At 33.1% G+C, this 22,777-nt stretch carries 24 protein-coding genes and 1 tRNA gene; 10 read left to right on the top strand and 15 right to left on the bottom strand.

The annotated features are described in order from the left end of the window. Positions 1-9 precede the first annotated feature (9 nt). Positions 10-1,656, top strand: a complete 1,647-nt coding sequence (locus AA088_RS15785) for an ATP-binding cassette domain-containing protein (protein ID WP_046746001.1) — start codon at positions 10-12, stop codon at positions 1,654-1,656. A 360-nt stretch (positions 1,657-2,016) separates the two neighbouring features. Then, positions 2,017-3,618, top strand: coding sequence for a B12-binding domain-containing radical SAM protein (locus AA088_RS15780; protein WP_046746000.1), 1,602 nt, complete (start codon positions 2,017-2,019; stop codon positions 3,616-3,618). A gap of 218 nt (positions 3,619-3,836) precedes the next feature. Here the strand turns inward: AA088_RS15780 and AA088_RS15775 are convergent. The 4 genes from AA088_RS15775 to AA088_RS15760 form a co-directional block, all read right to left on the bottom strand. Continuing rightward, positions 3,837-3,910: transfer RNA gene (locus AA088_RS15775), tRNA-Arg, on the bottom strand. Between the two features lie 120 nt (positions 3,911-4,030). Next, positions 4,031-4,183: a hypothetical protein gene (locus AA088_RS15770; protein WP_046745999.1), complete on the bottom strand. Its 153-nt coding sequence runs from the start codon at positions 4,181-4,183 to the stop codon at positions 4,031-4,033. Positions 4,184-4,274: 91 nt separating this feature from the next. After that, positions 4,275-5,996, bottom strand: coding sequence for a M56 family metallopeptidase (locus AA088_RS17800; protein ID WP_052752930.1), 1,722 nt, complete (start codon positions 5,994-5,996; stop codon positions 4,275-4,277). Then, the gene (locus AA088_RS15760; protein WP_046745998.1) at positions 5,993-6,355 is read right to left on the bottom strand and encodes a BlaI/MecI/CopY family transcriptional regulator; all 363 of its coding nucleotides are present in this window, start codon (positions 6,353-6,355) and stop codon (positions 5,993-5,995) included. The genes AA088_RS17800 and AA088_RS15760 overlap by 4 nt, the downstream gene beginning before the upstream one ends. A 144-nt stretch (positions 6,356-6,499) precedes the next feature. Between AA088_RS15760 and AA088_RS15755 the strand changes: the two genes are divergently transcribed. Further along, the gene (locus tag AA088_RS15755) at positions 6,500-7,453 is read left to right on the top strand and encodes a calcium/sodium antiporter (protein WP_046745997.1); all 954 of its coding nucleotides are present in this window, start codon (positions 6,500-6,502) and stop codon (positions 7,451-7,453) included. Between the two features lie 59 nt (positions 7,454-7,512). On the opposite strand, the gene AA088_RS15750 is transcribed toward AA088_RS15755, so the two are convergent. Next, positions 7,513-8,529: a glutamine synthetase beta-grasp domain-containing protein gene (locus tag AA088_RS15750; protein WP_046745996.1), complete on the bottom strand. Its 1,017-nt coding sequence runs from the start codon at positions 8,527-8,529 to the stop codon at positions 7,513-7,515. 200 nt (positions 8,530-8,729) lie between these two features. On the opposite strand from AA088_RS15750, the gene AA088_RS15745 reads away from it, so the two are divergent. The 3 genes from AA088_RS15745 (at position 8,730) to AA088_RS15735 (ending at position 12,687) form a co-directional block, all read left to right on the top strand. Further along, positions 8,730-10,913, top strand: a complete 2,184-nt coding sequence (locus AA088_RS15745) for a glutamine synthetase III family protein (protein WP_046745995.1) — start codon at positions 8,730-8,732, stop codon at positions 10,911-10,913. Positions 10,914-10,959: 46 nt separating this feature from the next. Then, complete coding sequence (locus AA088_RS15740; protein ID WP_046745994.1) at positions 10,960-11,415, top strand: GNAT family N-acetyltransferase; 456 nt, start codon at positions 10,960-10,962, stop codon at positions 11,413-11,415. Positions 11,416-11,505: 90 nt separating this feature from the next. Beyond that, positions 11,506-12,687 (top strand): AIR synthase related protein, encoded by a 1,182-nt coding sequence (locus AA088_RS15735; protein WP_046745993.1) that lies wholly within the window; start codon positions 11,506-11,508, stop codon positions 12,685-12,687. 67 nt (positions 12,688-12,754) lie between these two features. Here AA088_RS15735 and AA088_RS15730 read toward each other — a convergent pair whose 3' ends face one another. From AA088_RS15730 to AA088_RS18475, 3 genes are all read right to left on the bottom strand, one after another. Then, positions 12,755-13,279, bottom strand: a complete 525-nt coding sequence (locus AA088_RS15730; RefSeq protein ID WP_046746008.1) for a peptide-methionine (S)-S-oxide reductase — start codon at positions 13,277-13,279, stop codon at positions 12,755-12,757. A gap of 118 nt (positions 13,280-13,397) precedes the next feature. Further along, the gene (locus AA088_RS15725; protein ID WP_046745992.1) at positions 13,398-13,697 is read right to left on the bottom strand and encodes a hypothetical protein; all 300 of its coding nucleotides are present in this window, start codon (positions 13,695-13,697) and stop codon (positions 13,398-13,400) included. Positions 13,698-13,850: 153 nt separating this feature from the next. After that, the gene (locus AA088_RS18475; protein ID WP_157547276.1) at positions 13,851-14,012 is read right to left on the bottom strand and encodes a hypothetical protein; all 162 of its coding nucleotides are present in this window, start codon (positions 14,010-14,012) and stop codon (positions 13,851-13,853) included. A gap of 181 nt (positions 14,013-14,193) precedes the next feature. On the opposite strand from AA088_RS18475, the gene prfA reads away from it, so the two are divergent. The 4 genes from prfA to AA088_RS15705 all read left to right on the top strand — a co-directional run bounded on the left by prfA (position 14,194) and on the right by AA088_RS15705 (position 17,754). Next, the gene (prfA, locus tag AA088_RS15720) at positions 14,194-15,267 is read left to right on the top strand and encodes a peptide chain release factor 1 (RefSeq protein WP_046745991.1); all 1,074 of its coding nucleotides are present in this window, start codon (positions 14,194-14,196) and stop codon (positions 15,265-15,267) included. 77 nt (positions 15,268-15,344) lie between these two features. Further along, positions 15,345-16,160 (top strand): orotidine-5'-phosphate decarboxylase, encoded by an 816-nt coding sequence (gene pyrF / locus AA088_RS15715; protein ID WP_046745990.1) that lies wholly within the window; start codon positions 15,345-15,347, stop codon positions 16,158-16,160. 17 nt (positions 16,161-16,177) lie between these two features. Then, the gene (locus tag AA088_RS15710; RefSeq protein WP_046745989.1) at positions 16,178-16,969 is read left to right on the top strand and encodes an ABC transporter substrate-binding protein; all 792 of its coding nucleotides are present in this window, start codon (positions 16,178-16,180) and stop codon (positions 16,967-16,969) included. A 278-nt stretch (positions 16,970-17,247) separates the two neighbouring features. Beyond that, positions 17,248-17,754, top strand: a complete 507-nt coding sequence (locus AA088_RS15705) for a hypothetical protein (protein WP_046745988.1) — start codon at positions 17,248-17,250, stop codon at positions 17,752-17,754. Here AA088_RS15705 and AA088_RS15700 read toward each other — a convergent pair whose 3' ends face one another. From AA088_RS15700 to AA088_RS15670, 7 genes are all read right to left on the bottom strand, one after another. Beyond that, the gene (locus tag AA088_RS15700) at positions 17,755-18,408 is read right to left on the bottom strand and encodes a hypothetical protein (RefSeq protein WP_046745987.1); all 654 of its coding nucleotides are present in this window, start codon (positions 18,406-18,408) and stop codon (positions 17,755-17,757) included. It lies immediately after the preceding gene. Positions 18,409-18,531: 123 nt separating this feature from the next. Beyond that, entirely contained in the window at positions 18,532-19,611 is a 1,080-nt protein-coding gene (locus AA088_RS17795) for a peptidoglycan-binding domain-containing protein (RefSeq protein ID WP_052752929.1), read from the bottom strand. A gap of 79 nt (positions 19,612-19,690) precedes the next feature. After that, positions 19,691-20,296: a hypothetical protein gene (locus AA088_RS15690; RefSeq protein WP_046745986.1), complete on the bottom strand. Its 606-nt coding sequence runs from the start codon at positions 20,294-20,296 to the stop codon at positions 19,691-19,693. A 2-nt stretch (positions 20,297-20,298) separates the two neighbouring features. Further along, positions 20,299-20,871, bottom strand: coding sequence for a hypothetical protein (locus AA088_RS15685; protein WP_046745985.1), 573 nt, complete (start codon positions 20,869-20,871; stop codon positions 20,299-20,301). 181 nt (positions 20,872-21,052) lie between these two features. Next, positions 21,053-21,256 carry a putative signal transducing protein gene (locus AA088_RS15680; protein WP_046745984.1) on the bottom strand — a complete coding sequence of 68 codons (204 nt, stop codon included), beginning with the start codon at positions 21,254-21,256 and terminating at the stop codon, positions 21,053-21,055. Positions 21,257-21,361: 105 nt separating this feature from the next. Further along, positions 21,362-21,841, bottom strand: coding sequence for a DUF5763 domain-containing protein (locus AA088_RS15675; protein WP_046745983.1), 480 nt, complete (start codon positions 21,839-21,841; stop codon positions 21,362-21,364). A gap of 128 nt (positions 21,842-21,969) precedes the next feature. Next, on the bottom strand, positions 21,970-22,671 hold the full coding sequence (locus tag AA088_RS15670) for a DUF4197 domain-containing protein (protein ID WP_046745982.1): 702 nt from the start codon (positions 22,669-22,671) through the stop codon (positions 21,970-21,972). Positions 22,672-22,777: the final 106 nt, after the last annotated feature.

The following is a 22,777-nucleotide window of genomic DNA, read 5'->3' as shown; positions in this document are numbered from 1 at the left end:
TAGTATACCATGAATTTATTCAAACTATTGTATAAAAAATCTAAGCTCTTTTACATAGGGCTAGGTTTTTTAGGAATTGTCAATGCTTTATGGGCTTCCACCTTGCTTTTATTTATAAATACAAAAATTACAGGAGAAGCACTTTCGTTTGTATCAGAAAAATACGATTGGCTATTATACACAGGTTTAATCATCTTTTCATTCATTGTAGCTCGCTATTTTCAAGGGTATATGATTAAGCTTACATATGAATTAGGGAATGAATTAAACTTATCAATCTTTAACAAATTGCGATTAAAAAGCTACACAGAATTTCTAAATCTTGGAGAAGAAAAAGTAAGAACAGCGCTTGCAGATGTTGCTACATTACAAAACTTCCCACAAATTTTTATAGAAGTATTCAACTCTAGTATTATGGTGATTATTGGTGTTGCTTACTTATTTTTTGTACATCTCACAGGAGCAGTAATTGTATTTTTAGTATTACTTCTATTGGTCATTATTTATTCAGTACGAAATGTTAGTATAGAACGCGATTTAAATACGACCAGAGATTTGGCAAACGAATATGAAGAAAACATCAATGACTTTTTAAAAGGATTTCGTGAAATCAAAATGAGCACCAAAAGAAACGATACCATTTATAATGAGTATTTAGCTCAAAACAGAAAAAAAGTCAAAGAACTAACTATAAAAACAGTGACAAAATATTTGGTAAATGATCTTATGGGAAGTTATGCAGGATACATTATCATAGGAATAATTCTATTTGTATTACCTGCTGCAATACCAATGTCGTCCGAAGCCAGAATTAATTTTATAGTTACTTTTTTATACCTATTAACACCCATCGTAGGGTTGGTTTTGACACTGTATGAATTAACTAAAATGAATGTAGCTATGGCTCGAATAACAGAGTTTAATACGACATTAGGGATACAGTTCGGGGAAAAGCTTAGTCATGGAGATATGACGGACTTTAATGCACAATTTGAATCGATACGTTTTGAAAATGTAACCTTTGAATATTATGACGCACAAAAACAGCAAATATTCAAACTAAAACCCATTAACCTAACAATTCAAAAAGGAGAAAGTATTTTTATTACTGGAGGTAACGGAAGTGGAAAAAGTACTTTTATAATGTTACTCGCAGGTCTTTACAAACCGATAGATGGCAAAATCTTCTTAAATAATCAACAGATTACAGAAGAAAATTATAGTTATTATCGAGATCAGATATCGTGCATTTTTACAGACAATTATCTTTTTTCTGAGAACTACAATAGTTTTGATTATGAAAAAAAGCAGCCAGAATTAAATGCATTAATCAAAGAAATGCAACTAGAAAATATTTTCCAAATTCATGAAGAAAAAGTAAAAACAAACGTATCAAAAGGACAGCAAAAAAGAATTGCTTTTATATATAGTATGTTAGAAAATAAAAACATTGTAATACTTGATGAATGGGCAGCAGAGCAAGATCCACAATTCAAAGCATACTTCTACAATATCATTATTCCGACACTCAAAAAGCAAGGGAAAACAGTAATTGCTGTAACGCATGACGATACGTACTTTCATAAAGCAGAACGGATCATTAAGTTTAACTATGGTCAAATAGTATCTGACGTTAGTTCAACAGTTGTATGCTAAATCATGTAGGTTTTTAAAGCCATAAAAGGGTACGCTAGAAATACATCAAAATCAGAGCAAAACACGATTATTTACAATTAGAAAAAAGCTTACATCACTTCATCTGCCATCTTACTACAATTGTGCTGTGAAGTTAACTCCCTAGTGACAAAAGTCTACAAAGCATAAGTAATGAATTCATGGGAATATTTCGAGCCGAGCTTCAGAGCATTTATATATTGATAATCGTGTAAATACATATTATAACAATACTGCCTATTGAATTGAATCTGTTTCTTATTCGGTTTATGATTATTTATTGACAAGCAAGTTTGCTGAGATCATTCAAATTAAAAAATTATATACACAATTAATAAAAAAATGAAAGTTACATTATTAGCAAATCCAATTCCTGGTCAATCTATAAATGGGACAGACGAGTTTTTAGGAACAGTAAGACCATTTATGCATAAAGCTTCTTTAACGGCACTTGCTGCTGGGTTGGAAGACAGATTATCCTTAAAAGGAATAAAATCAACTATAGAAATAATTGATATGCAAGTTGGTGCTGTTGAAAAAACACATTATGGAATCATTGATTATGGAGAACTGCAATTAGATAAATATAGAATTGGTATTCCTTTCGAATCTATCAAGGGTAAAATTTTGGAAAGCGATATTATTGGGTTAAGTGCCAACTTTACGCATTCACGAAAAATCATATCAGATTTAGCTAAATATTGTGAACGAATTAATCCAAAAGCAACAATCGTAATTGGAGGTGTTGAGGCTACAGTAGTGCCTTTATATTATTTAAAAAATGGTGCGGATATTGTTGTAAAAGGAGAAGGCGAAGTAACTTTTTCTTTAATCATTGAATCAATCTACAAAAGAAAAGGATTAAATGACATTCCTAATATATCCTATATAGATACATACGGAGATATCAAAACCAATAACAATAATTTTTTAAAAAAGAATACGCAGTTTAATGTGGCTACGATGCTACCTCCAGATTTAGATATTGTTAATTTATCTACCTATACGGATACGGGTGAAGGAATTCCTCCATATGGAATTAAACCTCCTTTTATAAGCGTTGAAACATCAAGAGGGTGTGCACAAGCTTGTTCTTTCTGTGCAACTCCTCAAACAAAAGGGAGATTTCGATTTATGACATTGGATACCATAAGAAAACATTTTGAATATTTTAAAATGAAAGGAATTACAACGTTGCTATTTCAAGAAGATAACATACTATCCAGAGTACACCGAAGAGGTAATGGTTCATATATGTATGAAAATGGAAGAGAAGAAACATTATCCATGTTTCGTTTAGCACGAGAAATGGATTTTTCTTGGGAGTTTACAAACGGATTAGAGTTTGGTCAGTTTGAACACAATGGAGTCATAGATTTTGAATTATTAGAAACGATGTTTTGGCGAAGAAAAGACCCGGATAGAACAAAAGGTTGTTACAGAGCTACGATTCCTTTAGAGAACTTATCTGATGATAACAATAAACTATTCAGAAAGTTAAAGCCTTTTAACTCTATGAAATCAATCATTAAATCTTTATCCGAAATGGAAATTGATATGCTAACATTCAATTTAATAATTGGTCGACCTGAAGATGACGAATCTATTCTTAAGTTATCTTATGAAAGATGTTTAGAAGTAAAAGAACTTGTTAATACACATTCAAGTACTACTCAATCATACTTCAATGTCTATAATTTATCGTTATTGCCTGGTACGATAGACAGTTTAAAATTGAGTAACTATCTTGCATTTGACTTAAATGTTGACCCAGAAGTAATTACATTTTACTTAGGTTGTATGAATACACCACACTTTTCTCCTTTAGAAATTACACAAGCTCGCGGGTCAATGGCAAAAAAATTAAATGGCGAAAGTCTCATAAGTGATTATGACGAGGCACATTATATTACATCACCAAAATTTGACAAGTTATTTTCATAATACTTCTAACAAAACAAATGCGAACAAAAGTAGCCGTTGCACAACTGTATTTGTGAAGATTTTTTGCAATGTTTACTCAGGCTTGCTCTATTGAGAAGCTATATAATAGAGTTCATGCATATATTATCTCATTATCCTTAAAGCTCTGCTTTGAAAATGAAAAATGCACTAAAATTAAAAAGCAAGCTATTTATTTTAGCTTGCTTTTCATTTATTCGTGACCTCGGCAGGATTCAAACCTGCAACCTCTTGAGCCGTAATCAAGTGCACTATTCAGTTATGCTACGAGGCCATTGGCTTATTGCGGGTGCAAATATATTTCTTTTTGGAATAAATACAAACAATAAAATGTAAAAAAATAAATTGTTTGTAGACTTTTTTATGTTCACTACCATGAATGAATACGTAAGTGTTAGTCTAAAGCATTGGTTGTGACATAATAACGCCAAGCAATGATTGCTAATTGAAATTTTGTTGCCTTGCTCAAATCGAGCTTTTTTTTAGTAAATGAAGGCAATAAAAGTGTATTGATTTTAGCTAATATTCGGAATAAAGACTGTTTCATTTGTATAAAAATACAAAAAGTTAGGTATAAATAAGCAATACTAAAATTGTATTGCTTATTTATACCTAATGTTATAGGCTATAATTTTGTTTTAGTTCTTTTTGGTAATAATTTCAATAGCTCCATCTTTTGCTTTTGAGCCATATTTGCTAATAGCAGATTCTCCTTTGAGTACAGACACACTTTTGATTTTATCAGCATCCAATTGATTCATTGTTTCAGAGTTTGATACTTTTCCATCAATAACAATTAAAGGCTGTTCATTGGATGAGTTTCTAAAAACAATCTTATTGTCCTTTTCTTTAATAACCTCAATTTCTACTTCTTCTTCCTTTTTATTGTTGGCATTATTACTATAAATGAAGAGATTTTTGTCTCCTTTTTTGATTTCAATTTCTTCTTCTATTATAGTTTCAGGAGAAACTCTTTTGCCATTTATAATAATAATATCTTCTCCATCACCTTCTCTAATATTAATAGTTGTGATACTATCTTTTTGAATCCAAGTATTTATTTTAGCATCTCCTTTTCCTATCTTCTTTACAATGAACTTCTTATTTTGAGTTTTGTCATCAATAAATTCAGATTTTACGGTATAAGCATATGCATCTTTATTGGTAGCAGCAAATGTATTCGATTGAATAAATAACTCATCATTGCGTTTGCCAAGTTGAATCTCTCCAATTGCATTATCTTCATCTGTTTTAAACTCACCAGTCGCTGTCTGCAATTTTTTTGCTGTTAGACTTAAAGAAATACGCTGGATTTCTCCTTTAGAGTTAAAATCAACATTGCTGTAGCTGAATTGTATTTTTTGAGAAGAAAATAATTTTTTATAGGCTTTTAATTCTTCTAATGTGGTATTTTTTGTAATGACTACAACGAGATCGCCTATCGCTTTTTCTGTCGATATAAATTCAGTAGTAGAAACAGGAGAAGAAGTTTCTTTGGCAATAACTTGCGTGTTAAACATAAGTACGAAGGCAACTAACAATGGTAAAATTAATGCTTGTTTCCAACGATTGAATTGTGTGGATTGTGTTTTTTGTAACATAACTATTCGCTTTTTGATTAATGAATTATAAAAATTATTGGTCAGTGCAGGACAATAGCTATTGCCTGAAACTTTCAATAATGTCAGTTGATATTCTTTTTTAGAAATGCTTTGTTGAATTGCGGCACGATCGGCTAAAAACTCTAAGTTTTGTGAAATGAATTTTTTGTAGACCCAAGCAAGAGGATTAAACCACATGAAAATGCAATACAGTTTGGCAATAAAGACATCTAGTGAATGTAGTTGCCTACTATGGGCTTGTTCATGCTTTAAAATGGCCTCAAGTTCTGTATGAGTGTATAAATCGGGATTGTAAACGATGTAGTTAAAAAAAGAAAAAGGAGTAAAAGCCGTAGAAGTTTCAACATATATAAATTGGTTGCATTTTTTTGATATTTTAGTTGTTTTCAGAAGTTTGAGTAAAGAAAAAAGCTCTATTATAAACTTAAAAGAACATACAAAAAACCCTAGCAGATAGGTATAACCTATTATGGGCCACCATGAAATTGAAGCCTTTTCTGGAGCGATGGTTGTTTCTGTTATAAAAAACAATTCATTGGTTGTATTGGCAATTACTGGAATTTCAACATACTTAATAATTACTAAAAAAGGCAAAATCAACGACACTAATATTCCTCCAAGTAAGAAAAAACGGTTTTCACTAAAAAAAGTCTCTTTTCGAAGAAAGAAAAAATACAATCCGAGAAATAAACTTAATAAACCGGCACTCTTTAAAAAATATAAGACAATTTCACTCATGATTGCTCTTTTTCAATAAGATTAATAATCTCTTTTAAGTCTTCAACACTAATTTTTTCTTCCTTAGCAAAAAAAGAAACAACATTCTTATACGAATCATTAAAATAATGTTGAATAGCAGAAGCCATATACTTCTTTCGATATGCTTCTTTACTAATAATTGGGTAATATTGATGCGTATTTCCGTATGCGTGATGATGTACATATCCTTTTTCTTCTAGATTTCTAACAATAGTCGATAAGGTGTTATAATGAGGTTTTTTAGCAGGAATTTCTACCATAATATCTTTAACAAAAGCTTTTTCTAGCTTCCAGATAATATGCATAATCTCTTCTTCCTTATTTGTTAATTTTTGCATGATTGAAATACGTAGTTTAATTAATCTAATCACAAATATAAACTAAAAAAATAGTTACGCAACTATAAAAATAGTTAATCAACGAATTTTATAGTTTATTTAACATCAAAAAGGAAATAGTATCTTCGCAGTAAAAATTTTTTAATGGAAAACATTGCGTATGTAATTTTCGGTCTTGTGCTTCTAGTTGCAGGAGGCGAATTTTTAGTTAAAGCTTCTGTCGGACTGTCTTTTAAGCTAAATATATCTAAAATGGTCATAGGACTTACGGTTGTATCATTTGCCACATCAGCCCCCGAATTATTGGTAAGTGTGAATGCAGCTTTAAATGATTCACCGGCAATTGCAATCAACAATGTTATTGGATCTAATATCGCCAATATAGGGTTGGTTCTCGGAATTACAGCGATTATAGGTCCTATAGCGGTTAATAATACTTTTTATAATTTGACTTGGCCGGTATTGATGATTTTTTCACTAGCAATTTATTATTTTTTATGGAACGGAGACGTAAATATGCTTACACGCTTGGAAGGAATCATTTTGCTTAGTGGCTTAGTTTTGTTTTTAATTGTTTTAATACGTTCTGCAAGAAATAATAAGGACGAAATAGAAGTGGAAGAAGTAGATGTTACAGCAGCAACTATATCATATCTCAAAATAGTTGTGTGGTTGGCTATTGGTGGCGCAGCCTTGTATTATGGATCAGAATTTTTAGTAGAAGGTGCAAAATCAGTGGCTTTACAAATGGGTGTTAGTGAGGGAGTTATATCTATTACAATGATTGCAATAGGAACAAGTGTCCCAGAATTGGCAGCTTCGGTTATTGCAGCTTTCAAAAAGGAAAAAGCGATATCATTAGGAAACTTAATTGGTTCAAATATTTTCAATATTGCATCCGTTTTAGGGCTTACAGCAATTATTACAGAAATTCCTGTAGTTGAACCTCTAATTTTGTCAAGGGATATTTTTTGGATGTTAGGATTTGCTTTTATTCTATTTCCAATGGCTTTTGTTCCTAAAAGATTCGGAATTGAACGTTATGAAGGAGTATTGTTATTTTTAGCGTATATATTCTTTATTTATACTGTATTTTAAAATTAAAAAAAGAGCTTACATTTAGTAAGCTCTTTTTTTAGAATAAATATATCTGATAATTAATATCCTGCAGATTTTACAGTCTTAATAATTCTTCCTGCAATTTTGTAAGGATCACCGTTAGAAGCAGGACGTCTATCTTCTAGCCAACCTTTCCAACCTTTTTCAACAGTAATAATTGGAATACGAATAGAAGCTCCTCGATCAGAAACTCCATAGCTAAAGTCATTAATAGAAGCCGTTTCATGATGTCCTGTTAAACGTTGGTCGTTAAACTCACCATATACTGCAATATGCTCTTTTACTACAGGGCGGAAAGCTTCACAAATTTTCTCATACACTTCTCGGCTTCCACATGTACGTAGGGTGCTATTTGAAAAGTTAGCATGCATACCAGAACCATTCCAGTCCATATCTTTTCCTAATGGTTTAGGGTGATATTCAATGTAGTATCCATATTTTTCTGTCAAACGGTCTAGTAAATAGCGTGCTATCCAAATTTCGTCACCTGCTTTGCGAGCTCCTTTAGCAAATAATTGAAATTCCCACTGTCCACAAGCAACTTCTTGGTTGATTCCTTCAAAATTTAATCCAGCATCAATGCATAAATTTGCATGCTCTTCTACAAATTGTCTTCCATGAGTATTTTTTCCACCAACAGAACAGTAATACAATCCTTGTGGAGCTGGATAACCACCAATAGGGAATCCTAAAGGTTTTTGTGTTTTGGTATCCATGATAAAATACTCTTGCTCAAATCCAAACCAGTAATCATTATCTTCATCCTCAATAGTAGCTCTTGCGTTAGATTCGTGCGGAGTTCCATCTGCATTTAAAACCTCAGTCATAACTAAATATCCATCTCTTCTTGCAGGATCAGGATAAATAGCAACTGGTTTCAATAAACAATCTGAAGATCCGCCTTCGGCTTGCTTCGTAGAAGAACCATCAAAAGACCAAATTGGACAATCTTCTAACTTTCCACTAAAATTTTCTTCAATTTTAGTTTTACTTCTCATATTTTGTGTTGGAAAGTATCCATCCAACCAAATGTATTCTAATTTAGATTTGCTCATAATAAATAAGAATTCGCATTAATAATTACAAAGCAAATATAAATTAATTTCATATTGAACATTAAAAAAATAGAGGTTAATTTTAATTTAATTATTAAATAGTTGTTAACATCCCCTAAAAATAAAGGGGTTATTTCATTATAAAATGACTTTTTTGTAATTTTACGCTTTAAAATGGATAAAAATTAAAAAATAAAGTAATGTCTACAATCAGATTTAATGCATTAAAGGAAACACTTAATAGAAAACCCGTGAAAGTTGAAGAAACGAAACGTCGCTCAGAAATTTTTGGTGATCATGTATTCAACGAACATGCGATGCTACAACATCTTACAAAAGATGCTTATAAAAGTGTGATGAATGCTATTCAATTTGGAACAAAGATTGACAGAAAAATTGCTGATCATATTTCCACAGGGATGAAAGAGTGGGCAATCAGTAAAGGTGCTACACATTACACTCACTGGTTTCAACCACTTACAGGTGCTACCGCAGAAAAGCATGACGCCTTTTTTGAAACCATTGGAAATGGGCGTTCTATGGAAAAATTTGGTGGAGGACAATTAGTACAGCAAGAACCAGACGCATCTAGTTTTCCGAATGGAGGAATTCGAAATACATTTGAGGCTAGAGGATATACTGCATGGGATCCAACATCACCTGCATTTATATATGGAACAACTTTATGTATTCCCACTATTTTTGTGGCTTACACCGGAGAAGCGCTAGATAATAAAGCACCATTGTTAAGAGCTTTGCAAGCAGTAGATCAGGCAGCGACTGATGTGTGTAAATATTTTGATAAAAATGTGTCAAAAGTGAATGCTTCTTTAGGTTGGGAACAAGAATATTTTCTAATAGACTCTGCATTAGCTGCTGCAAGACCAGATATCATTTTGACAGGAAGAACGTTATTAGGGCATTCACCAGCAAAAGGACAACAGCTAGACGATCACTATTTTGGATCTATTCCTAGTCGTGTAATGAGTTTTATGCGTGATTTAGAAAATGAATGTATGTTGCTAGGAATTCCAGTAAAAACGCGTCATAACGAAGTAGCTCCAAACCAGTTTGAGTTGGCACCAATATTTGAAGAAGCCAATTTGGCGGTAGATCATAATTCGTTATTAATGGATGTGATGGAAAAAGTGTCGCAACGTCATCAATTTAAAGTATTGTTTCATGAAAAACCATTTGCAGGAATCAATGGTTCAGGAAAGCATAATAATTGGTCATTGGCTACTGATACAGGTGTAAACTTATTAAGTCCTGGGAAAACACCAATGAAAAATCTACAATTCTTAACGTTTTTCATCAACACTATCAAAGCGGTTCATGACAATGAAGAATTAATTAGAGCAACTATTGCAAGCGCAAGTAACGATCATCGTCTAGGAGCAAACGAGGCTCCACCTGCAATTATATCTGTATTTATAGGGTCGCAATTATCGGCGGTTTTAGATGAGTTAGAAAATGTTACCAAAGGGAAATTGTCTCCACAAGAAAAAACAGATTTAAAACTGAATATTGTAGGTAAAATTCCAGAAATTCTACTTGACAATACAGATAGAAATAGAACTTCTCCATTTGCTTTCACTGGAAATAAGTTTGAGCTTCGCGCTGTAGGTTCTTGGGCAAACTGTGCCGGACCGATGACTGTGCTAAACACGATTATGGCAAAACAATTAAAAGACTTTAAAGAAGAAGTAGATGCTTTGATTGCTAAAAAAGATTTGAAGAAAGATGAAGCTATTTTCAACATTCTTCGAGAATACATCAAACAATCTAAGAAAATTCGTTTTGAAGGAAACGGTTATGGTGAAGCTTGGGAAAAAGAGGCAGCGAAGAGAGGTTTGAGTAATAATAAGACTACGCCAGAAGCATTAAAAGCGCAGATTTCGAAAAAAACAATCGCTCTTTATGAAGAAATGAATGTTATGAGTAAGGTAGAGGTAGAAGCACGTCACGAAATCGAATTGGAAGACTATATTATGCGTATTCAAATTGAAGGGCGTGTATTAGGTGATATAGCACGAAATCATGTGATACCAACTGCTGTGAGTTATCAAAATACATTGATTGAAAACGTAAGTGGTTTAAAAGAAATTTTTGGGAAAGAGTTTAAAAAATTAGCAGCAGAACAAATTGACTTAATTGAGAAAATTTCGGGACATATTGCTGAAATTAACTCTAAAATTAATGCAATGACTGAAGAACGTAGAAATGCCAACCAACTAGAAGGGCAAAAAGCGGCTGAAGCGTATTGTAATAAAGTAAAACCTTTCTTTGACGAAATTCGTTATCACTGTGATAAGTTGGAGTTATTAGTTGACGATAACTTATGGCCATTGGTTAAATACAGAGAATTATTATTCACTAGATAATCACATCAAATCCCGCTATTTAGCGGGATTTTTTAATACACTTCAAATGGACTTTTATATCAAGCGTACAAACTCAAAAAATGTAGACTTTGTGGAATTGGTCAAAAAATTAGATGCATTTCTAACGATTAGAAATGGAGAAAGTGATGATTTTTTTAGTCAGTTCAACGGGTTGCAACATCTGGATCATGTGATTGTCTTATACAAAAAAGAAATGCCTATTGGTTGTGGGGCATTTAAAAAATATTCAACTACTACGGTAGAAATTAAACGTATGTATATACATGTTCAATATCAAGGAAAAAACTTAGGGAAAATGGTTTTATTGGCTTTGGAAGAATGGGCAAAAGAATTGGGAAATACTCGTTGTATATTAGAAACAGGAACAATGCTGCCTGAGGCTATGCGTTTTTATGAGAAGAATAAATATAAGCGTATTCCAAATTACGATCAGTATGTAGGTATTGCAGAAAGTATCTGTTTTGAAAAGAACTTTGTTTAAAAATTAATAATGAAAAGTGAAAATTCTACCGCTCTCAATACTTCATCATTCTAAAAAAGAAAAGTATATTTGCAGCACAACACCACAACTATGAGTCAAGAAGTATCCAAACGTTACGCCATGCGTGGCGTTTCAGCATCCAAAGAAGATGTGCATAACGCAATCAAAAATATAGACAAAGGACTATTCCCTAAAGCGTTCTGTAAAATTGTTCCCGATTATTTAACGAATGACGAAGATTATTGTTTGATTATGCATGCCGACGGTGCAGGTACAAAATCGTCACTAGCATATATGTATTGGAAAGAAACGGGCGACTTGTCTGTTTGGAAAGGAATTGCTCAAGACGCATTAATCATGAATATTGATGACTTATTGTGTGTGGGTGCAACAGATAATATTATGCTTTCGTCAACCATAGGAAGAAACAAAAACAACATTCCTGGAGACGTTATTTCGGCAATCATTAATGGAAGTGAGGAACTTATTCAAGAGTTAAAAGATTTTGGAGTAACAATCCATTCTACAGGAGGAGAAACCGCAGATGTAGGCGATCTAGTACGTACCATTATTGTTGATTCTACAGTAACGGCTCGAATGAAACGTACGGATGTAATTGATAATGCAAATATTAAAGCAGGAGATGTCATTGTAGGACTGGCTTCCTTTGGGCAAGCAACCTATGAAAAATCTTATAATGGAGGTATGGGAAGTAACGGATTGACGTCTGCACGTCATGATGTATTTCACAAGTATCTGGCAGAAAAATATCCAGAAAGCTTTGATGATAAAGTTCCTGCTGAATTAATCTATTCTGGGAATGTAAAATTGACAGATGATGTGGACGGTTCGCCAATTGATGCTGGAAAATTAGTGCTGTCTCCTACACGAACTTATGCGCCAATTATCAAACGCATTTTAGATACATATACCGCGACAGAAGTTCATGGAATGGTACATTGTAGTGGTGGAGCGCAAACCAAAATATTACATTTTGTGGATAATCTTCATATTATAAAAGATAACATGTTTAATATCCCGCCATTATTCAAATTGATTCAAGAACAATCTAATACAGATTGGAAAGAAATGTATCAGGTGTTTAATTGTGGACATCGTATGGAATTGTATGTTGCTCCAGAAATAGCAGAAGATATTATATCGATTTCCCAATCATTCAATGTAGATGCACAAATCGTAGGCAGGGTAGAGGCTGCTGATGCTAAAAAGTTGACTATTTCTAGTGAGTACGGAACGTTTGAGTATCATTAGAAAATCAATGAACTTATAGGTTGTGTACAGATTTTAAATTGTATTACAATTAATTCATTAGGTAACTTTAGGCATGTAAATGCTGTAACTTTTCTTTAGAAGTGAATGAAGAAAACTCTTTTACTAATAATTGTAGTTTCGGATGGATAAATTGTCTACAAAAAGGTTTCTGCGGGTTTGAATAGTAATAATTGGTAATTTCTTCACGAGAAGCTTTAAATGCTACAAAAGGTAAAACTTGTGTAATGATTTTTTGATTGAAACTTTTTTGAAGTTCTTTCAAAATATCAACTATTGTATCTCGTTGCGTTTCAGTGTAATAATATATTGCAGAACGGTATTTAGTACGCATAGAATGGTGTACAGTTGATTTGTGTGTACGCAAATGTATTTCAATCAATACCTTTAAAGGAATCACTGATGGAGAAAACTTCACAATCACAGCTTCCGAAAACGAGTCATTTTCGTTTATTGATTGTACCCAACCTTGAGCTACATCGGCAACACCTATTAACGATTGAAATATCGCCTCGGTACACCAATGGCAGCTACCACCAAGAGCTATTTTATTTATTTCATTAGCTGGATTCATACGTTCAAAAATACAATGATTTTTAGAATTGGTATTTTCATTGTGCGTACTTTTTGAACAAAAAAAAAGACTCTCAAGCAGTTGCCCAAGAGCCTTTTCCATTTTAAATAAACATATTTTAGTAGCAGTATACTCCTGGAGGACATACTGAATGAGATTGACATAAAAGTGTCGCTGGAGGACATCCTTGCGTTGGGCTAGGGCATCCGTCAGTTTGAACTGGACAACCATCAGTTTCTACAGGGCAACCGTTTGTTACATTACATCCATAAAATGTCCCGCAATCAAAATCAGAGAAGCAAGGCTCAGCAGTACCTGTCCAAGATTGGTATCCTCCAGTCACACTGTTTGATTCCAATGAAGCAACTCTTGATTTTTTTAAGGATAGTTGTTTTAAGTTAACTTTTCTTTTTTTCATGATTTCTAGGTTTGTGGTTAAAGAACGCTAAGCTAGCCAAAAACTCTAGAAATAAATTATGGAAAATCCGTAATAAAAGTAATGTTCATAAAATAACTGCATCATTTTCAGTAGAAAACAATGCAGTTATATACTAACAATATATGCGTGCTGCTAGTTCTTTTGACAGTTGCAGTAGGTTTCTTCACATTCTCCATTACCGAATGACGAACAATCACTATCTAAAGGTGTACGCAACCCACCTTTTACAATGTTCTTTAAGGAGGAAATGCTTCTTTTGTTCAATTGTAGTGCGTGTAAACTTCTTTTTTTCATCTGTAAAAATTTTTGGTTAATTATTATGTATTCTGTGTTAAATTACAATATAAAGTCAGATAAATCAATTTTATAAAGAAGAAATTGACGTCACTAAAGAAAGTATTTTAGAACTATTATATAAAACGATAAACAATCAATAAAAATTGTAAATTTGCAAACCTGTAAAAGAACAAGTTTCATGATAGAAAAATTAGAAATCGTAAAACAGCGCTTTGATGAGGTAAATGACCTAATCATTCAGCCTGATATTATTGCGGACCAAAAAAGATATATCCAACTCAATAAGGAATACAAAGACCTAAAAGTATTAGTTGAAAAACGAGATACGTATAAAGAACTTTTAGACAACATTTCAGAAGCGGAAGAAATAATAGCCGATGGAAGTGATTCGGAAATGGTGGAAATGGCAAAAATGCAGTTGGATGAAGCAAAAGAAGCTTTGCCTGCTTTGGAAGAAGAAATTAAATTTTTATTGATTCCGAAAGATCCTGAAGATAGCAAAAATGTCGTAGTAGAAGTACGTGCAGGAACAGGTGGAGATGAAGCAAGTATTTTTGCAGGAGACTTACACCGTATGTACACGAAATATTGTGAAGGACGAGGATGGAATGTAAGTGTTGTAGATTATAGTGAAGGAACTTCAGGAGGCTTTAAAGAAATCATTTTTGAAGTTTCTGGAGAAGATGTATACGGTACAATGAAGTTTGAAGCAGGAGTACATCGTGTACAACGTGTTCCGCAAACAGAAACGCAAGGGCGAGTACACACAAGTGCTGCTACTGTAATGGTTCTTCCTGAAGCAGAAGAATTTGATGTAGAATTGGATATGCAAGATGTACGTATTGAACGTACTACTTCAACAGGACCAGGAGGACAAAGTGTAAACACTACTTATTCAGCGATTAAACTCCATCACGAACCAACAGGGATTATTGTAAGTTGTCAAGATCAAAAATCACAGCATAAAAACTTAGAAAAAGCCTTGAAAGTATTGCGTTCGCGTTTATACGAAAGAGAATTAGAGAAGAAAATGGCTGCAGATTCGGCGCGTCGAAAAAGTATGGTGTCTTCAGGAGATAGAAGTGCTAAAATTAGAACTTACAACTACCCACAAGGTCGTGTAACTGACCACCGAATTGGATTAACGTTATATGATTTGTCAAATATCATGAATGGTGATATTCAAAAAATTATTGATGAATTAATGTTGGTAGAAAACACAGAAAAACTTAAAGAATCAAGTGAACTTTAATTAGTTGATGATTGCTAGTAAATTATTGATGAATCAATCCAAATATTACTAGCAATCATGGCTAACAACTAACAACAATGACCACAACACAACTAGTTACTGAAATTCGAAAAAAACAATCTTTTTTATGCATTGGGTTGGATGTAGACCTAAAAAAAATACCTGAGTATTTATTAGATACAGACGATCCGATATTTGAATTCAACAAGGCAATTATTGAAACAACACATCATTTAGCAGTAGCATACAAACCCAATACTGCTTTTTATGAAGCCTACGGAATCAAAGGTTGGCAAGCTTTGGAAAAAACGATTCAGTACTTGAATAAAAATTACCCTGAAATTTTTACAATTGCTGATGCCAAACGTGGAGATATTGGAAACACTTCTAGTATGTACGCAAAAGCATTTTTTGAAGATTTAGCTTTCGACTCAGTTACAGTAGCACCTTATATGGGGAAAGACTCTGTAGAACCTTTTCTTGCTTTTGAAGATAAATATACCATTTTGTTAGCACTGACATCTAACGAAGGTGCATTTGACTTTCAGACAAAAACTATTGAAGGTAAGGAAATGTATAAACATGTATTAGAAATTTCCAAACAATGGAAAAATAGTAAAAATCTAATGTATGTGGTTGGTGCAACAAAAGCTTCTTTTTTGGCTGAAATCAGAGAGATTATCCCTGAGAGCTTTCTGTTAGTTCCAGGTGTTGGTGCTCAAGGCGGAAACTTACAAGACGTTTGTACTTATGGAATGACAAAAAATGTTGGTTTGTTGATTAACTCGTCTCGCGGAATTATTTATGCATCTCGCGAAGCAGATTTTGCATCTGCAGCAGCGAAAAAAGCCAAAGAATTACAGCAACAAATGGCTGCCATCTTAGCAAAGTAGTCTTGTAGCAAACACAGATGAAAATTTATGATCAATTACATAGAGAACTTGTTTTAGAAAACACTCCCAAACGGATTATTTCGTTAGTGCCTTCACAAACAGAGTTGTTATATGACCTAGGTCTAGAAGATAGTGTAGTTGGTATTACAAAATTTTGTGTGCATCCATACCACTGGAAAAGTACTAAAAAAATAGTAGGTGGCACCAAAAACATAAAGCTCGAAAAGATAAAGGAGTTACAGCCTGATATAATTTTATGCAATAAAGAAGAAAACACACAAGAGATTGTTGAAACGCTCGAAAAACTATTTCCTGTTCATGTATCTGATGTGAAAACTATTGAAGAGTCAATGGAAATGATTGCGCAATATGGAAAAATATTCAAGCGTAATACAGAAGCTTCAAAAATTAATCAAAAAATTGAATTTCGTTTGCGTGAGTTTCAATCGTTTGTAAAAGACATTCCTATTCAAAAAGTAGCCTATTTTATTTGGCGAGATCCGTGGATGGTGGCTGGGAAAGATACTTTTATCAATCATTTGTTGCATTTATGTAAGTTTGATAATATATATGAGTCACTTGGAAGATATCCAGAAGTGCCAATTGAAAATATTCGTAAAGAGGGTGATCCAGATATTGTAATGCTTTCTTCAGAACCTTATCCTTTTAAAGAAGAACATGCTTTTGAATTGGGACGCCATACACATCATGCTAAAACTATTTTCGTAGATGGAGAATACTTTAGTTGGTATGGCTCACGATTGGTAAAAGCTTTTGACTATTTCAAAACACTTCATAATAGTCTATAAAAAAATCGGGTAACTACACCCGATTTATTTTTTTAACTAACCCAAAAATGTTGTATTAAATGATTACAACACTACAAATATAGGTTGAAAGACTTATTTTGTATGTTAAGAGAATATTAGAAATTAATTAAAAAATGTTAAGGAAATTCTTCTTTTTTAGAAAATGAATGGTTTTTATATGATTGAAAAACAACTTTCAAGTATGTGTTTAACAATTGATTAACGATGTAAAAAGAAAAAATAGGCTACTTTTAAAAAAATCAACTATTCTCTAAAAAATGAAAAAAATAATATATCTCATTGCTGTATTTTATTCTGTAGTTGTGCAAGCACAACAAAATCCATGTGCTTGTTGTAGTAAAGATCATACAGCTTTTGATTTTTGGATTGGTACATGGAATGTAACCAACCCAGACGGAACAAATGCTGGCAAAAATGTAATTACGAAAATTGAGGATAATTGTGTTCTTCGTGAAAATTGGACAAGTGCAAAAGGCAATTATACCGGAACAAGTTACAATTTTTACAATGCACAAACCAATCAATGGGAGCAAATTTGGATAGATAATAAAGGAGGAAATCTACATTTAAAAGGACAACGAGTGGGCAATCAAATGATTTTACAAAGTGATGAACTCCAAAACAAAGAGGGAGATACATATGTAAACAGAGTTACTTGGACACTTAACGATGATGGCTCTGTGAGACAACATTGGGAAACTTCCAATAATCAAAAAAAGTGGATAACCGTTTTTGACGGATTGTATGTGAAAGAAAAGAATTGATTAATTTTCGTCGTTAATATCATATTCTCTGAGAGTTTTGTCTTTTTTAAGACGATATTTTGTTCCCAAGTGCGGTTGCTTAGCAAGTTTCTGTTTGGCATCTTCATGTGACTTGTACGCTCTAGGCAATACCGCTTGTTCTTCTCGTTCTTTCTTAATCAATTTACGAGAAGCTTGCGACTTTTTTTTAGAGTTTTTAATAGCATCTTCTCTGTGTTGGTCATCATGAGCTTTCCAATCGGGACCTAAATTCTCAATAAGTTTTTTTCCTGTTTTAGCATCAATAGTATAAGCAGCTCCTTGAGTTGTGGGTTCACTGCCATGAGCTTCTGTGTGTGCTTTTGCAATTTCATCCCAATGATTTTGTTTGAAGCTGTGATATGTTGTGCCTTTACTAGAGAAATAATTTGATACTTCAAGAGGAATTGCAGAGTCAGTTTTTGTAAGTTGGAAGATAGAGTTGGTTTTGGGGATACTGGAGTTTCGATAAGAATTGGAAGAACGATTATCTTTAAAATGAAATCCTGTATTTTTCTGTGTAAGTGTATTATACCGATTATCAGCTAGTTGAAAAATAGACTTCTCACTCTTCTTTTGTATAGTTTTGTCCGAAGCTGTTTGCTGATTTTTTGATTTTTTAACAGAATGATACATATAACATAGTTCAATTAATCACTATTAATTTATAAAAAAGGATTGTTATAAAATGTAATTTATAGTCTTAATTGAATGCTTGTCTACGATTTGTATACATTATTTGTAGTCGTTACCGAAAAATTAAGCTCTTCCTAGCTGTACGGCTTCTTGCATTGCTTGATAACGTTTTTTCCAAGCTGCTCTATCCTTATTTAAATGATCGTCAATATGTACCGGATCTTTCGTATTAAAATTTCCGCCCCATCGCAATTCATCATCATCAATTATTAAGCTCAAAAAGTACTTTACAGGTTCTGGAACATTAGGGTATTTTGCCAGTACTGAAGAGTTTGCCCATTTTCCATTACCATATCGAATATTCATATCAATTCCATGTCCTGCAAGATGATTAGAAAAAGTAGCTGGTTTTACAATTGCGCCTTGAACATTAGTCGTAGTGCGAAATGAGCTGGTTACGTGAATAATCACATCAGCTTGCTCTGCATATCCATTGATTTTTTCTAGTGCTGGTACAAATAATTCGTCGGCTCTACAAGGTTTACCAGAAAATCGAGAACCTTGAAATAACACTAAAGGCGATTTTTTATTCGGTAAATTTTGAGCAGCTAGTTCTTTCCATTTATTACCGTAATATTTATCAATATCTTTTAAGAGAAGATTAATTAACGGTCGTGTAAGTAAGTCTCCATCTGAAGAAATATGATGATCGGCGGCATATTTTTTAACGGCATTGCGTGTATTGTCTCCATAAAATCCATCAGCTCCAAACTTTTTAAAATTCAATTCTTCCCCATAACCGAGCGTATTTAATAATACTTGGATAGCTGTGATGCTCATACGTGTTCCTTTAGAAATATATTTCTTGGTACGAAGATCCGATTGATGAATGTCCCATAAAATATACATCTCGGGAAGAAAATCATGCCGTTGTAAAATAATTTTTGCCAATTCGTCAGAAACCTTTTTTCCGTCAGTTGCCATGTGATTTCTTTGTGCAAAAGCAGCAACGGCGGTTGCAGTCGCATTTCCGTAATCGCCATCAGCTTGATAATTGTCCCATTTTAGTTCTTTGCTGAAACCTAATTCGAACAATGTACGTTGCAAATCTGTAACCAATAATTTGTCCGTTGAACCTTGAAATAATGACTGATGAATATTTCCTTTTTTGAGTGCAGCTTCTAGCAAATTAGAACATTCCATGAGAGTAACTTTTTCGTTATAAGCAAAATAAGAAAAAAATATAAGAGTGTGTTAGGGGAAAAACACTATCTTTTTGCGCTTACTTCAAGTCGTCAATATAACCACTAGCAGAGCCAGTTCGGTAAGGTCTGTTAAGAACTCGTAATCGATTAGCAAGTCTCGCAAACTGTATCTGACTTACTTTTCCTTTTCTCCAACCTTGTTGATGAGCAAGTCTAAATACATATTTATTATAGTTAGGATGACTACCGCCTCCTTTGATGTGATGCATTTTTCCTTTATCCAAACGCTTTATACGCAAGTGGTTAGTCGTTCGTCTTCCAGAAGGCAACATCATTCCATTCATAGCATGATTTGCCCAACTTTTAGGAACACCAAAAGCTTTACAAACTTGTGCAGGAATTAAATGCTGAGCTTCTCTACCGCGTTTCCACACACTAAAATCAAGACCTTTTGAACGTTTGCCACCACCAACTCTAAAACGGGCACGAGCTAATTTTGCCGAATCACCATATTTTATGGTTCTTGCCAATTGGATGGTTTGAGAAGGCTGAAACAATTGTGGATGTTTCAGTGCAATTTCTCTGTTATCGACCAACTGAAAAACGTTATTGGATATATTAGGAGCAAAATTAGCAACAGATTCTCTAGTAGTATATTTTTGTGAGGTTGGTTGGTAATACATGATTACTTTTTAAAAGGATTCAATTCTTTTACTTTTGCATTGAAACTACTAGGTAGGTTTACATAATATTCACGAGTACCACTTCTATTTTTTATTTTATCATCTGTATGATTAATTCCGCCATTATCCTTTACATGGATATGAAGTGAATAATCTTTATCACCATACAATACTTTAAACCATTTTGTGCCTGCTAATGTTGTTCTTTTTCCACCTGAGAGAGAAAAAGAAGCAGGTGATTTTGCTAAAAAAATATCTGTAGGAGTTGGTCCAGCAGGTGCTGCAACTACTGGTGCAGCTGCGGCTGCGGCAGGAGCAACTGCGGCAGGTGCAGGAGCTTCCGCCCATCGTTCTTTACTTTTTTTCTGATAATCATCAGGAACTTGCACAATTTGACCGTTTCGTTTTCGGATATATTTTACAAGTTGAATTGGAGCTGAAGCAGTACTTTTTTTCTGAATAGTAATATGTGGTCTATTATCTTCCAAAAAAAGAGGAGAACTTTCGGTATTTTGAATTGCTGTTTGACTTGCAGAAGAGGTTCTTTCTTTTGACTTTTTGGAATGAATATGCATGACTTTCTAAGGTATAATTAAAATAATCCATAGAAAGGTACTTAAATATTGAAAGGTTTTTATTGAAAAGAAGCTTTTGTCTACGAAATGTATATGATAAAAAATAGACTGACTTTGTAAAAGAAACAAAATCAGGAAATATTATTTTAAATAGTAAAAACTTTACGTTTATAGAATATCTTTATTTAAGTTCGTTTAATACTGCGATAGCTTTCGAAACATCTTCTTCTGCAACGTGTAGTTCGATACTTCCGCCAAGAATGCCCGCATAGGATGAATCCATTTTATTAATCTCAAAGTAGTTAATGCCTGCTTCTTCTAAAAGATGTTTTGCGTCCATAACTTGGATTTGCGAATCGGTAGAATATATTTTTTTCTTTTCCATAGCCTTTTCTGAAAAATTAGTACTTAAAGATACAAAATTGAAGACGATTAAAACACATATTCTAACCTTACTTTAACATAAAAAGTGTAGAATACAATTAAAAAATTACTTGTGTTGATAACAAAATCCGCCACCCTTCACTTTTCTTTTGCATGGTTTTCCACTTTGTGTTTTAGCTCCGCATCTTTGAGTTGTTGTGGTCGTACTTTGAGAAGAAGTTGTTTCTTGGCTGTTTTGTTGAGTGTGTTGAAAACAATATCCGTTGGCTAATTGTGTTCGATGTTTGCAACGTTTTCCTTTTTTAGTAAAACCTTTGCATTGTACTGAAATGGATGTTCCTACAGATTTATCTTCTGGAGTAAAACGTTTTTCAAGCTCCTTTTTTTGAGGTGGCTTGCAAATTTTACAAGGAGTTAATTTGGAGGAATTAATTACATCAATACCGACTAACTTACTAGAAACATTTTCTACCATTCTACAAGAACTTAAATGGTATCTTTTTCCAGTAGGAGTTCTGTACACATCTTGTGAAAGACAGGCAAAAGAAAAATAAAAAAAGAAAAATAAAAAAATTAGATACTTCATTTCTACAAAAATATGTGAAACGAACGATAACAACTTACGGTTTGCCGTAAAAAGAAAACCGTTGTAATATAGAGTATTACAACGGTACTTTTTAATATATTACAACTTTTGAGTATAACTATTTAAGTTTAATCTTGCAAAGCAAACACTCTTTTCAATAAGTCTGTGGTTCGAGAATTTACTTTGGTTCGAATCTTCTTTTCTTCCACAGCAATCATAGTATAAACACCTTTTAAAGCTTCATTAGTTACATAATCCGTCAAGTCTGGATTTACTTTATTCACAAAAGGAATTGTATTATAACGCTCAATCAAATTAGTCCAAATTCTATCGGCTCCAACTTTTGAAAAGGAATTTTGTATAACAGGTTGAAATTTATTGTAAAGATCTGTAGTAGTTTTTCCTTGTAGATATTGAGTAGCGGCATTGTCAGCGCCAAGTAAAATGTTTCTAGCATCATCAAAAGTGATGTCTTTTACAGCGTTTACAAAAATTGGAGTAGCTTCTTTTACCGCATCTTCAGCGGCTCTATTAAGCATTTTAATACCATCATCAGCCAAACTTCCTAGGCCAATATCACGTAAAGCTTTGTCTACTTTTCGTAATTCTTCAGGCATTAAAATCTTAACAAGTTCATTTTTATAAAACCCGTCTTTTAATGTTAATTTTTTAACTTGTTTGTCAATTCCAAAATCTAAAGCTTGACGCAAACCAGCAGCAATATCTGCATTTCCAATACCTCCTTGCGGCAACTGATTTACTACTTGTTGTAATTCAGCACATGAATTTAGCATGAATAATCCAACAATAGCAACAATGATTTTCTTCATAAGTAATAAAATTTATTGAACGTGAAAGATATAAAATCTGCTTTAAAAATAACAAGATATGTCAAAAAAGTAGACGGTACGATGGTGTTAGAAAATTCATAATAAA

This window comes from Kordia zhangzhouensis (assembly GCF_001005305.1).
GTDB lineage: Bacteria > Bacteroidota > Bacteroidia > Flavobacteriales > Flavobacteriaceae > Kordia > Kordia zhangzhouensis.
The sequence above is the reverse complement of the archived record's forward strand: the minus strand, read 5'-3'. Positions and strand labels throughout refer to the sequence as shown.